Genomic DNA, 13,237 nt, shown 5'->3' with positions numbered 1-13,237 from the left:
GAATATCCTTTCACTTCTGAATCAAAACAACTAAAAAAAGTTTCTAAACTCGCTACATCATTCACACTTTTTAAAAAAAACACTTTATTTAAACATGAAAAAATAAACCAATAGAATTTTCAGGCATTTTTTCCGATAATAGTCCACTAAATTTCGCAAGTTCTTTATGAACTGTAAAATACACCGAATATCCTTTCACTTCTGAATCAAAACAACTAAAAAAAGTTTCTAAACTCGCTACATCATTCACACTTTTTAAAAAAAACACTTTATTTAAACATGAAAAAATAAACCTTGAGTTATATCCTAAAACTGTAAGTTCTCTTACTAAATATTTTGAGCATAACTCAATTTCTTTTTTTCTATCCTCTAAAACTGCATTTTTTAACTCCATCTCAATTTCTTCCAAATATCTGCGACTAGATAATTTGTCTAAAAATAGTTGGCAGACCTTTCTTTTCATATCGCTGTCATAGGAACCATGATTTTTTAGGAATTCTTTAGTTTTACTAATACCAATGATTTTTTGCGCTGCAATATCCTCTTTCAAAGACCACACAATTTCTTCAAATATTGGAAGCTCATTTTTATCCTTTAGCAATCCCTCTTTAATGCTATCGACAGTTTCCAAATATTCACGTAATAACAATTTTATATTTAACGTTGGTGTTTTATAAGTATCCATTGAATAATGAAAAAGCAATTCATCCATCCGTTGTACAAAAAATAACATTCCTTGCAAATCAGAAATATCCTTCCAGTTTTTCAACCCTCTCTTAATCATTAGTCTCCTCCTATGTGTCTGGAATCTCCCGAAATGTAAGGCTTCCAGAGTATCTAAATCGCAACATTGCCATTAAACATTCTTTTCATCAATCATTAGTCTATCATCTACAATTTCATCAATCTGATTCGATTGTTTAATCCGATTTACAAAATCATAATTCAGCAGTTCTTCATTCCATAAACGCACAATATTTTTCTCCGCACAATACTGTAAACTTTTTATAATTCGAGAAATTTTATATAGATAACCTCCCTCATCATACATGGAATCTTCATTTTCCCATTCTTCCATCTGCCCCGAATACTGAATAGTCGGTAAATTATGCACAGATTCTTTTTCAAGCCTCAAATAATTATTAGCCATTAACTTGCAACTATCATGTGCTTGCAGTAAAGCCTTAAAATCTTTGTATACAATTCTTGATTTTACATCATAAGCAAAATATGGTGTCACTTTCCCATCTATCGGATTAACAAACAAATGACAATATGAAAATCCTTCTAATTCATTAGGTCTTTCTACATCAACAATGCAACCATGTATCTTTCCAGAACCGCCAAGATGTTTGATAAATTCGGAAATTCTCTGTTGACCTCCCACGTACCTGTATAGTAGTTGATTTACATTTTCCACATATTTTTTGAGGTTATCATAATAATAAGCTAAATCCTCTATCCTATTTCGTCCTAATCTCCCCAACTTTCCACCATTCATAAGATATAGTGATTTTCCTCTTGAACGTTTGGAGTATTCACAGTATATCAAAAATAAATATATACTATTTCTTTTTAGCATATAAATTGTTCCATCTTCCCTTTTAAATGACATGGAAACCAATTTCCCTCTGTTAAAATCAATATACTGCTCCCGTGTTATTTCATGTATTCCGTCTTGATAATAAGCAAATATATCATAATTATTATCACAATAGAAATATTTTAACCCAATATTCTTTGTTCTATATCCAATTTGGTTATCAGCATATATAGTTCTTCTATCGCTCACTTCATAAAAGTTTTGGTGATTGTGCCCATTCAAATATATCCAATACGGATTATGTGGTTCAGTATTCCAGTCTCCTTTTTTGACGTGTGTAAGGACAATAACTCTGCTTTTGCCTAAGCTTTTTAATATTTTGGTGTATATCGTATTAAAACGAATTGCCTCTTGTATATCTTTCCTCAAAGCTGCTTCTCTTGATAATTCATCAAAACTTTTCCCATATCGAATATTTGAGGCATTGAATTTTTCATTTAAACCACTAAATCCTATTCCACCCAAAATAATGACCGAACAACATTGAGACTTGCTCCTTATTTCTTCTTCACTCATTTTCAATATTTCTGCTTCACTGAATATCTCACATTTTTTCCTATCTTCTACACACATTAAATCATTTTGTAAAAATATTATACCTAAATCATCAAAAAATTTCCTATATATTTCTATATTATCTTCCATGTCAATACAAGGATCCCATAATTCGTGATTACCAGGCACAACCACTATCTGATTTGGATTCCACCACTGTATAAGTTCGTTATAAAAAATAGCGGCAAACTCAAAAATAGATGAAGTATCTCCTGCAATCAGCAAATAGCTATTATATGGCCTGGTTCCAATGGAAGAAACCATACTTCTTGCTAAATACTTTATATATGAGCGTATTTCTTCTTTTGTTGCCTTATCCTTAAATTTATTGCAAACTCGATGTGCTAAGTGAATGTCACTAATATAAAAAAACGGAATATGACTAATATCAAATCGCTCATGTTCATCATCATCTATAGGTTTGGGATAACAAAATTCATTAGGTATCATAATCTCATTACTTCCCATAAATTCATCTGAATCTGTTTCCAAAATCTTTTTAATAGATGAAAAATATGTCCCGTCATATAATCCTTGTAATTGCAATATTTCATCTATTGATAGTAGCACCATCAATATTATATTGCTTTAAATCTATTCCTTTAAAATCAAAATTTCTTAATTCTGCATCAAAAAGATCTCCATCTAAAAAGCTATAAAACTTGTCAAAGTCTCCAAATTCCATCACAACACAATATGATTCTTCTATCATCTCATTTTCATCAAATATTGAGGCATGTTGTCCACATACAACCTTAATTTTTACACAAAATTTTCCTTCTTCGGAATTATAATACTTGTGTATAAAATGTAATTTTCCTTTCGTTTTTTGATAGTTCAGAATATCATCAGCAATTTTTATCTGCTCTGGCATATACTGTGCAACAGAAAAATCTTCTTCCATACAACTTATACAAAACACCCTCACATCTGGGCGGTTAGGCATATACATTAACCATTTAGAATTATGCTCTACAACCTTTTTAATTAAATCAATTTCTGTGTTATTGTCAAACAATTCATATCTTTTTTCTCGTGATACATATGATAAAGTACTTACATCTTTTTTAATAGCATTTATACAAATTCTCAATGTCCTAAAATTCTCTGGTACATTATTCAAAAGTTCCGGGTCTGCCTCAACTGCCAATTCGCACATTTTCCTCGTAATAAATTGACTAGGAACATACCGAAATGCCTGTCCATCCTTTTTTACCGCTGCTAAGCACATTTTTGAATCCAAACATTTTCTGGACACAAATTGTAAAGCTAAAGGATTCTGTCTAATAGCCATTTTGCAAATATCTATCGTTTGTTCCTTTTTAGGAATCTTTTTTAGTAACATACCATCCTTTTTTAATTCCTTTGTAATATCCATTCTCCCTTAACCTTTCTTCAGCCTTTATATTTTAATTATAACTTCTTCGTTTGAAAGAGTAAATGGAAATAGCAAATCCCCACCAGCCAGTCAAGAGTAAATTAACGGCTACGCCACTCTTGACTAACTGGCGGGGATTCGCTTCATGCAGCTAAGAGGTCTTTAAGCAGCCCTCCGCCTGTCAGTGGGCTTCCCGATTATGTTTTCTCCTTGCAGCCCGTTTCTGCTCGGCTTCTATCTGTTCCTGCTGCTTTACCCGGTCAATCACAGCATTAACCTGTTCAGAGCCGACCACAGCTTTTATACGCCCAAAATCTTCCACCACTATCCTCAATTCCCGGTTTTCCTCCAAAACTTCTTCCAGCCTGTTTGTCAGTCGCTCGTTTCCGCTCCGTTCCCTGTTATACGCCGCTTGCAGCTTTGTAAACTTATTTGAAATATCCAGATATGCCGAATAAACGGAGCGCATAACTTGTACAATTTTCTTTACCAGCGGTTTTGCTTTCTTTTCCCGATACGACTTTGCAGATTCCATAACCGCCGCTTCTGGAAGCGTCTGCTCCGGATCTGCGGAAAAGTCTGCCGCCAGCTTTTCCATGTTCTTTACCATAGGAGCAAGTTCATTCATGCGCTTCTGATATTTGTCCGCCTGTTTCTGTGCTTTCTCTGCTTCCTGCCGGGACTCCTGCAAATCTTCCTGTAAGGAACGAATCTCATCATCAACCTGTAACAACTGTTCATGCAAATCTTCGTTGATTTCTTGAAAAGTAGCGTTTTCTTCCTGCAATTCCGCTTTTTTCGTTTCCAGTTCTGCAACTTCCTTTGCCCGCTCCTTTTTTTCAAAATCCAAGACAGATAAATGCTTTTCATGTGTGCCTTTCTTCTCCCACTCAATCCCATGTTCCAGCATGACAGCGGCAAGCTGTTCTTTCTCATAAGCCACCCACTGATTTAATTCCGTTTCCCGTCTTGCGCCGCCTTTAAATCCGAGAGCAGATAACGCCTGTTTCAAAGAAACTCTTGTATCAAGTCCCCGCTTGCTTCCTGTCGTATACGGTACAAAATCTATATGCAAGTGGGGCGTTGCTTCGTCCATATGAAGATAGGCACTGAACACCCTCAACGTAGGATTTCGTTGCTGAAAGTCCTGCATATATTTATCCAACACTTTTACCGCAAGCTGTCCGTTCTCCGTTTTCGCTCCCATGTTGTCCTTATCCCCGATTTGCAGGATAATCTCATGGAATGGTTTTTCCTGCTTGCCGGAACAGATTTTCCCATAATAATCATCAATCCGGCGGTCACTTCTAGTCTGCTTCTCATTGTACCGGGCGAGTGCTTCATCAAACAATTCGTGATATACGTCCTTAATATTTTCGTTGCAGTATTCCACGTTCAGACAGCTTCTTTCCGGGTCAGTATTCTTTGCATGAAATTTTCTGCTGTTATGGTTGACAGAGCCTTTTCCTGTCATAAAGCTGATTGTTCGCTTCAATCAATATCCTTTCTCCCTGTTCGGGTAATCAGCGCCGGATACGGCGCATAAGCTTTGTTACTTTCGCCGAAAGTAACGCAAAAGCACTTTTGACAGCCGTTCCGTCCATCAAAAGCTGCCTTTGCGCTCTGCCGAGGGCTTTTCCGTCCTACGGACGGGCGGCTGTTCCCGCCGCTTTGCTTCCGCCATAGCTTTTCGGATAGCCGAAAGTACGTTTTCTACTGTACATTCCTCCCACCCACACAGCCATACCAGCGTCCGCATTTCTGCCGCAGTCAGTTCCACATCTCCAAAGATTTCATTGAATGCGGCAATCCTACGGGCTTCATTTTCGTAAAAATATTTGTTCACGTTCCGGGTTCCCCATTCCGGCTGAATTATCATCAAATCACACCTTTCTCGTTATCTGCTATCCACAGGAGCGTGACACGCTCCTGTCTGTTATCATCAAAGGAAAACTACCAGCGGAAGCTATCCGGCACTCCACGTTTTTCCAGATATTCCTGTCTGGCATTTTCCCGTTCTTCCTGTGTGGGCGCAGTCTTATATTTCGCATATAATTCATGGCGCACCAGAGAATCCAATTTCTGCTCCAATCCCTGCCGGATTTCATTCAGACAATCATCATCTTCCATTAGATGATAGCGGAGCAGAGATACAAACAATTCATAAGGAATTTGCACGTTTTTCATCACTTAATCCTTTCTGCGTCGGTTTGCGTCGATAGCGTCAATATTTTCTATACCAGCCCACTGTAAAAAATACCGTCGCAACCGACGCATATCGTCGCTTTTACTCTCTCGGCTCAAGCCGTTTCAGAACAATCTTCCTTTCATGCCCTCGCTTATTGTCATAGAAAATTCCATAGTTATTAAGCAACTGACTATTGACTACATTCAATTTTCTGGAAAGCACGTTTGCCTGTATCTGCATATCCGGCAACTGGCTCACAAGTTCTGTTGCTGTCCCCTCCCATTCCGGCTTATCCTCTGTCAGAAAATTGTTGATTGCTTCCAGCAGAGGATTCGGCGGTTGTTTCCACAGTTCCGTCTCCGCCTTTTTAAATTTCCAGACGCAGCACTCCCGGTCAAACTCTATGGTCAGTTCCTGATCCGGCTGGTCACGCCCCACAATATCCAGCACCGCCTCATTGTCAGTACGCTTTTTCTTGTGCATGATAAACGCCCCGTCTGCCGCTCCAAGCAACCCATTTGTGCCGGAAATCATATCAAAGCTGTCCTCGGATTCCAGCTTGCGTGTGTGATGAACCACCAGCAGGCAGATACCGTATTTATCGCTGAACGATTTTAACTTTGTCACAATCTCGTAATCACTGGAATAGCTGTACCTGTCCCCGCCAACCTCACGCACTTTCTGGAGCGTGTCAATGATAATCAGCCTTGCGTCTGTATGCTCTTTCAGAAATTCCTCTAATTGCCTGTCTAATCCCTCATTCAAGGTCTTTGCCTGTGTCGCAAAGTACAGGTTATCCGCACATTCCACACCGAACATACCGGAGAGTCGGCGCTGAAGCCTTGCGTAATCATCTTCCAGTGCCAGATACAGCACCGTCCCCTTTCGGACGGGATAATCCCACAGTGGAAGCCCCATTGCCACATGGTAGGCAAGCTGCCCCATAAAGAACGATTTTCCAACTTTCGGCGCACCTACAAAGAGGTAAGTACCGCCGTAGAGAAACCCGTCCACAACCGGTGTTCTCGGTGGATATACGGTATCATACAGTTCCGTCATGGAAACGGTTTGAAGCCCGCCGCTCCTGGATTTCTCCGGGTTTTGTGCGGCTTGCAGATTGATTTGTGCTGTTTCATTTGCTATAATTTCTTTGTGATTTTTTGTATTCGGCTGTTCCCTATCTGCGCCAACAGATAATACGGGAGCAGTCGTTTTTATTTTTTCTGTCATTCATCTTCTCCTTTCAGACCGTCTAATGTGATTCCGATTACCTGTAACGTATAGAGCAGTTCGTCATTGTCCGGGCTTAATGCTTCCAGACGCTTCAATTCCTCGTAGATAGCCGCCATTTGATTTTTCAGAGCCTTATACACCCTCGGATTACCCTGTACCACCACGTCCCGGCACAGCAGCCGCCTTGTGATGTAGTCCTGCTTCGTCAATCCCGACAGTGCCACCAAATCGTTAAGCAGATTCGCTTCCTCGTTCGATACCCGGAACGCTACTGTATGATTGCGCCACCGCCCTTTGTAATCAAGTGTTCTTTCCATTTGTATCCTCCTTTGTCATTCGCTCCATTTCCAATTTTTCTGCCATTTCCGTCTGCACCGTAGGGAATAAATGAGCATAGCGGTAAGTGATTTTCTCCGCTTCATGCCCCATGCGCTCCCCAATCGCCAACACCGAAAATCCCATGTCGATTAACAGAGAAACCGCACTATGACGAATATCATGCACACGAATCTTTTTCACTCCTGCCTGCTTCGCCCCTCGCTCCATCTCATGGTTGAGATAGGATTTCGTGACCGTAAACAACCGCTCGTCTGGCTGAATGTCGTAAAGCATTTTGATATATTCCTGCATTTCCTCACAGAGAAATGGCGGCATTTTGATTGTACGGTTACTCTTTTTTGTTTTCGGACTTGTGATAATATCCCGCCCTTTAGATCGGTGAAACGTCTTGCTGATTGTGACTGTCTGCTTCTGAAAATCAAAATCAGCCGGAGTGAGTGCCAGCAGTTCGCCGGAGCGGATTCCGCACCAGTAAAGCATTTCAAAGGCATAATAGGAACGGGGCTTATCCATCATGGCTTCGGAGAATTTCAGATATTCCTCTTTCGTCCAGAAGTCCATTTCTTTCGGAACCTCATTTCCCATTGTGCCAGCCCGCCTTGCCGGATTGTAGGGCAGGTTATAGAAGTTCACAGCATGGTTGAAAATTGCTGTAAGCTGGGCGTGTATGGTTTTCAGATAATCCGCCGAATAAGGCTTCCCTTTCTCGTCCCGGTACGCCATGAGTTCATTCTGCCATGCGATAATGTCTTTTGCTTCAATCTCCGCTATCTTCCGATTTCCGAAATACGGTAAAATCTTTGTGCGGATTACATGGCTTTTGGATTCCCATGTGCTTTCCTTGACACGCTGTTTCTTGTCGGCTTCGTAAACCTCAAAGAAGCTGGCAAATGTCATATCCAGCTTTGCACCTTGTTTCAGCATGGCTTCATGTTCCCACGCCTGTGCTTCCCTCTTCGTAGCAAATCCTCGTTTCTGGGTCTGCTTCCGCTCCCCTTTCCAATTCGTGAAACGATAGATTACCCGCCACGTTCCTGTAGCATTGTCTTTGTATACAGCCATTCAAATCATCTCCTTTCCGCTTAATCGCTGTAACAGACCTTTTTATGAAAAAATGTAGCGTTCACACGACCAGCCACCGTCAGATAGCCCTGTTTCTGTAATTCTGCGTTTAGTTCCCGCACAATCTGGTAGGCTTTTGACTTTGACACCCGCAGTTCCGCTGCCACTTCCTCCACAGTCATAAATGATTTTTCTGCCATTCAGTTATCCTCTCCTTTCTTTATTTAACTGTTTTTGTTTAAGTTATATCTATGATACTAAATAAATTCCGTTAAGTCAAGTGGTTTGCAGAAAAATCTTAACTTTTTTTATTTAAGTTTCTCTTGCTATTCCTATTGCACAATGTTATACTAACTTCAACAGAAATGTTTAAGTCAAGAATGGTTGTATCACTATAACTACAACGGAGGTTTTATTATGGCAATCGGCAAACGAATCCGCTTTTTCCGTAATCGGAAAGGCATGACGCAAAAGCAGTTAGGCGAAATCCTCGGTTTTCTCGGAAAGACCTCTGATGTCCGTATGGCACAGTATGAATCAGAAGCCAGAACGCCGAAGCAAGACCTTGTAAAAGAAATGGCAAATATCTTTGATGTCAGCCCACGAGCAATCACAGTCCCGGAGATTGACAGCTATATCGGGCTTATGCACACACTTTTTGCGCTGGAAGATATGTATGGACTGAAAATCGGAGAGATTGACGGGGAAGTGTGTCTGCGGCTGGACAAGTCCGACTGTTCCACCTATTCCTCCATGTTCAAAATGTTCCACGCATGGCAGGAACAATCTGCCAAGCTGGAACGGGGCGAGATTAGCAGAGAAGAATACGACCAGTGGCGATACAAGTACCCAGAACTTGACACCTCTGGACATTGGGGGAGTGTTCCCTCGCAGGCGGTCAGTGATATGCTTGCCAAAGAATTTCAGGAAATCGAGAAAGAAGAAAAGAAAGCGTCTAAAAAGAAAAAGCAGAAATAAGCATAAAAAGACCTTGCCGATGTTCAGTTTCCATATCTGAAAATCAGCAAGGTTTTTCTCTTATTGAAGTATTCTGTTATTCAGTGAGTGATACCCAAAATGTTGCCAAATCGTTGCCAAGGCTTAAACAAATTTGCTTGCAATCAGCATAAATAAAGGCTTTTTCAAGTTCATTTCATCACTCAAACTCGATGGTTGCCGGTGGTTTTCCTGTGCAATCATACATAACGCGATTGATGTGTTTTACTTCGTTTACAATTCTGCTCGTTGTTTTTCCGATGACATCCCACGGAATTTCTGCGCTTTCGGCTGTCATGAAATCGGTAGTGGTTACGGCACGGAGGGCAATGGCATAATCATACGTTCTTTCGTCTCCCATGACTCCAACAGAACGCATGTTGGTCAGTGCTGCGAAGTACTGGCCGATTTCGTGAGCGATTCCGGCTTTGTCAATTTCTTCACGCCAGATTGCGTCGGCATCCTGAACCATTTTCACTTTCTCGACGGTTACTTCACCGATGATACGAATACCAAGACCCGGACCTGGGAATGGCTGACGGAATACAAGATATTCCGGAATTCCGAGCTCCAGACCGGCTTTTCTTACTTCATCTTTGAAGAGGTTGCGCAATGGCTCGATGATTTCTTTGAAATCTACGTAATCCGGCAGTCCTCCGACATTATGGTGAGATTTGATAACGGTGGATTCTCCGCCGACACCGCTCTCTACAACGTCCGGGTAGATGGTTCCCTGTACAAGGAAGTCTACGGCACCGATTTTCTTTGCCTCTTCTTCGAAGACACGGATAAATTCTTCACCGATAATTTTACGTTTTTTCTCCGGCTCTTCTACGCCTTTTAATTTGGCATAGAAACGCTCCTGTGCATTAACACGGATAAAATTCAGGTCATACGGACCCTCCGGTCCGAATACAGCCTCTACTTCATCGCCTTCGTTTTTACGCAGCAGACCGTGGTCAACAAAAACGCAGGTGAGCTGATTTCCAACTGCTTTGGAGAGCATAACGGCTGCAACAGAGGAATCAACGCCGCCGGAAAGGGCACAGAGTACTTTTCCGTTGCCAACTTTTTCGCGGATAGCTTTGATAGACTCTTCTACGAAGGAATCCATGTGCCAGTCACCGGCACATTTACATACATTGTATACAAAGTTGGAAAGCATCTTCTTTCCTTCTTTGGTATGAAGAACTTCCGGATGGAACTGGGTTGCATAGAGCTTTTTCTCTACGTTTGCAACGGCTGCTACCGGACAGTCCTCCGTATGGGCAATGATTTCAAAGCCCGGGGCTGCTTTGGAAATATAGTCGTTGTGGCTCATCCAGCAGATTGTTTTTTCAGATACATTTTCGAACAGTGCGGAACTGGTATCTACGGTTACCTCAATTTTTCCATATTCTCTGACCGGAGCTACTTCTACTTTTCCGCCCAGCAGATGCATCATCAGCTGTGATCCGTAGCAAATGCCGAGGATCGGAATTCCAAGTTCGAAAATTTCTTTTGTATAGGTCGGGGAATCCGGCAGATATGCGCTGTTCGGGCCGCCGGTAAAGATAATACCTTTCGGCTGAATTTCTTTAATCTTTTCAATATCTGTTTTGTAAGAATAAATCTCACAGTAAACGTTACACTCACGTACACGTCTTGCAATTAACTGATTGTACTGACCGCCAAAATCAAGTACGATAACCGTTTCTCTTTTCAAAAACGTTCCCTCCTGTTTTTTCTTCTGTGCATGCCAAACCACATGCGTTTTTGGGCTTGATGCTAATTATAGTAAAGAAACCGTAAAATTTCAACCCCCGAAGCATAGGAAACGTGTTCTTTTCCCCATACTTTAGAGTTTTTTCTCTTTTACCTGGTTTATTCTCCGATGGTGATGGTGTAGCTTGCCTGAAAACTTTCTCCTGCCTTCAGGTGCTGTTCACCATATTTGTCTTTTAATTCACCATCAAAGCCAACGTTGTCACAGCGGCCGATCCATGGCTCGAGACAAACAAACGGAGCGGCTGCTTTTGGCTTGGACCATACACCAACGCTTGGGAAGCCTTTACAGGTGAGGGTAACGTACGGTTTCCCATCTACTTCCACGCCAACGCGCTCTACCTGCGTATTGTCGAAGATCAGAGCATCCTCGTCGAAAAGGGTTCTGGTATATGGGATTTTTCCGTTGATTAATGCCAGTTTCCGTGGATGTGCAGCATCAACACCTGCTGTTTCCGGATCAATCAGAACATATTCAAGTTCTGTCTCGCCATGGTTCCGAAGATCTTTGTTGAAGACAATGTCGTACTGCTCCGGAATCATAAATGCCGGATGCCCTCCGACAGAAAAATAAAGGTCTTCCTCTCCGGTATTTTCTACCTCCCAGATAACAGTCACGGTTCTGCCTGAAAGTTTCTGGGTTACGGTAAAAGCAAAGTCGAACGGATAGACTTTTTTTGTCTCATCGGTCGATACCAGACGATGTACGGTTTTATTTTCTGTATTTTCCATGCACGCAAACTCTTTGTCACGTGCAAAGCCATGCTGGCCCATCGGGTATTTGATACCTTTGTGGGTATAGAATCCACCGTTTACTTTTCCGACAAACGGGAACAAAACCGGTGCGTGGCGGTTCCAGAAGGCCGGATCTCCGATCCAGACTGCCTCACGGTCAGCTTCCTTATCGTAGATACTGCAAAGTTCTGCACCGTGATCGCTGATCTGCACACGCAGTTTTTCGTTTTCCATGGTTCTCATACTCTGTTTCCCCCTGTTTTCTTTCATTTTTTGTAACTATTCAGAGCCATGCGAAATTGCATGGCGCTGAATAGTTACCATTTTTAGAATTTATTCCGGATAGACGAGACGGGAATCATCAATTCCGTACAAGACTTCATCCAGGTATTTTTTGCCGAGGTAGTTGGCCATGGGGAGGTTCATGTCCAGGTAGTTTCCGCAGTCTTTCGGAGATGCGCCCGGAACTTCGCCTTTGAAATCGCGGATGAATTCATACATTTCGGTGACGAGCGGGACGATGTCTCTGGAGGTGTAGTCTCCTGCCAGCAGCAGGTAGAAACCGGTGCGGCAGCCCATTGGACCGAAGTATACGGTTTTGTCTTTCCACTGCTCATGGTTACGGAGGAAGGTAGCTCCGAGGTGCTCGATGGTGTGGACTTCGGCGGTGTTCATGACGGGCTCATCGTTTGGTGAAGTCATTCTCAGGTCAAAGGTGGTGATGATGCTGTCACCTACGTGGTCTTTACGGGATACGTAGACGCCTGGTTTGAGTTTGATATGGTCGATGGTGAAGCTTGCGATTTTTTCCATGGTTAGTGGTTTCCTTTCTTTTTTAATAGCTTCGGAGTTCGTCATCGTCATCGGCGGTGTTTTCAATGCTTTTGATGAGGAGGTCGTAGCTGTAGGTGTCGCTTACTTTTACGGTGACGCGGTCGCCGACTTTATGGCCTAAGATGGCTTTTCCTAAGGGGGAGTCGATGCTGACGTAGCCTTTTAAGGAGTTGCCGCGGACGGTGGTGACGAGTTTGTAGGTTTCGATTTCGTCGTCTTCTTCGATGTAGACCTGGACGGTGTTGTTGATGCCGACTTCGTCATCTTTTGAATCATCAGAGATGACGTGAGCGGTTTTGATCATTTTTTCCAGATAGCGGATGCGGCTTTCGTTGCGGTTTTTGTCCTGTTTGGCAGCTTTGTACTCAAAGTTTTCGCTGAGATCGCCCTGGGCACGGGCTTCTTTTACAGCCTCGAGCTCTTTTGGACGGACAACCAGTTTGCGGTAGTCGATTTCTTCCTGCATTTTTTTAATATCGTTTTCGGTCAGTTTATCATACATGATTTTTCTACCTCTTTTCTTGTGAGGTTATTTTAGCACAGAATACGG

Annotated in this window: 15 protein-coding genes; 1 reads left to right on the top strand and 14 read right to left on the bottom strand. The window is 42.0% G+C overall.

Features of this window, described 5'->3' with window-relative positions; all coding sequences use genetic code 11:
- Positions 1-88 precede the first annotated feature (88 nt).
- The 10 genes from DXA55_RS08325 to DXA55_RS08280 all read right to left on the bottom strand — a co-directional run bounded on the left by DXA55_RS08325 (position 89) and on the right by DXA55_RS08280 (position 8,558).
- Positions 89-784 carry a hypothetical protein gene (locus DXA55_RS08325; protein ID WP_117813713.1) on the bottom strand — a complete coding sequence of 232 codons (696 nt, stop codon included), beginning with the start codon at positions 782-784 and terminating at the stop codon, positions 89-91.
- Positions 785-856: 72 nt separating this feature from the next.
- Positions 857-2,731, bottom strand: coding sequence for a metallophosphoesterase (locus tag DXA55_RS08320; protein WP_117813711.1), 1,875 nt, complete (start codon positions 2,729-2,731; stop codon positions 857-859).
- Positions 2,709-3,536: a DUF4116 domain-containing protein gene (locus DXA55_RS08315; RefSeq protein ID WP_117813710.1), complete on the bottom strand. Its 828-nt coding sequence runs from the start codon at positions 3,534-3,536 to the stop codon at positions 2,709-2,711. Before DXA55_RS08315 ends, DXA55_RS08320 begins: the two co-directional genes overlap by 23 nt.
- A gap of 181 nt (positions 3,537-3,717) precedes the next feature.
- Positions 3,718-5,010, bottom strand: coding sequence for a plasmid recombination protein (locus tag DXA55_RS08310; RefSeq protein ID WP_117813708.1), 1,293 nt, complete (start codon positions 5,008-5,010; stop codon positions 3,718-3,720).
- A 129-nt stretch (positions 5,011-5,139) separates the two neighbouring features.
- A complete protein-coding gene (locus DXA55_RS08305) occupies positions 5,140-5,418 on the bottom strand; it encodes a hypothetical protein (RefSeq protein WP_242853974.1) in 279 nt (92 codons plus the stop codon).
- A 71-nt stretch (positions 5,419-5,489) separates the two neighbouring features.
- Entirely contained in the window at positions 5,490-5,723 is a 234-nt protein-coding gene (locus tag DXA55_RS08300) for a hypothetical protein (protein WP_055168133.1), read from the bottom strand.
- 100 nt (positions 5,724-5,823) lie between these two features.
- Positions 5,824-6,954 (bottom strand): AAA family ATPase, encoded by a 1,131-nt coding sequence (locus DXA55_RS08295; RefSeq protein ID WP_117499867.1) that lies wholly within the window; start codon positions 6,952-6,954, stop codon positions 5,824-5,826.
- Complete coding sequence (locus DXA55_RS08290; protein ID WP_021869175.1) at positions 6,951-7,274, bottom strand: plasmid mobilization protein; 324 nt, start codon at positions 7,272-7,274, stop codon at positions 6,951-6,953. The genes DXA55_RS08295 and DXA55_RS08290 overlap by 4 nt, the downstream gene beginning before the upstream one ends.
- Entirely contained in the window at positions 7,258-8,358 is a 1,101-nt protein-coding gene (locus DXA55_RS08285) for a site-specific integrase (protein ID WP_117813706.1), read from the bottom strand. The genes DXA55_RS08290 and DXA55_RS08285 overlap by 17 nt, the downstream gene beginning before the upstream one ends.
- Positions 8,359-8,378: 20 nt before the next feature.
- The gene (locus DXA55_RS08280) at positions 8,379-8,558 is read right to left on the bottom strand and encodes a DNA-binding protein (protein ID WP_021869173.1); all 180 of its coding nucleotides are present in this window, start codon (positions 8,556-8,558) and stop codon (positions 8,379-8,381) included.
- 217 nt (positions 8,559-8,775) lie between these two features.
- On the opposite strand from DXA55_RS08280, the gene DXA55_RS08275 reads away from it, so the two are divergent.
- A complete protein-coding gene (locus DXA55_RS08275; RefSeq protein WP_021869172.1) occupies positions 8,776-9,336 on the top strand; it encodes a helix-turn-helix domain-containing protein in 561 nt (186 codons plus the stop codon).
- A 178-nt stretch (positions 9,337-9,514) separates the two neighbouring features.
- Here the strand turns inward: DXA55_RS08275 and guaA are convergent, their stop codons facing one another.
- The 4 genes from guaA to DXA55_RS08255 form a co-directional block, all read right to left on the bottom strand.
- A complete protein-coding gene (gene guaA, locus DXA55_RS08270; protein ID WP_117813705.1) occupies positions 9,515-11,059 on the bottom strand; it encodes a glutamine-hydrolyzing GMP synthase in 1,545 nt (514 codons plus the stop codon).
- A 158-nt stretch (positions 11,060-11,217) separates the two neighbouring features.
- Positions 11,218-12,096, bottom strand: coding sequence for an aldose 1-epimerase family protein (locus tag DXA55_RS08265; protein WP_117804148.1), 879 nt, complete (start codon positions 12,094-12,096; stop codon positions 11,218-11,220).
- A 90-nt stretch (positions 12,097-12,186) separates the two neighbouring features.
- Entirely contained in the window at positions 12,187-12,666 is a 480-nt protein-coding gene (locus tag DXA55_RS08260; protein WP_117804147.1) for an S-ribosylhomocysteine lyase, read from the bottom strand.
- A gap of 22 nt (positions 12,667-12,688) precedes the next feature.
- Positions 12,689-13,189 (bottom strand): GreA/GreB family elongation factor, encoded by a 501-nt coding sequence (locus tag DXA55_RS08255; RefSeq protein WP_117804146.1) that lies wholly within the window; start codon positions 13,187-13,189, stop codon positions 12,689-12,691.
- Positions 13,190-13,237 lie beyond the last annotated feature (48 nt).

Origin of the sequence: Blautia sp. OF03-13, from assembly GCF_003460685.1 — a bacterium.
GTDB classification, from domain to species: domain Bacteria; phylum Bacillota; class Clostridia; order Lachnospirales; family Lachnospiraceae; genus Fusicatenibacter; species Fusicatenibacter saccharivorans.
Note: the sequence above shows the minus strand (reverse complement) of the source record. Positions and strands in the feature narration are given on the sequence as shown.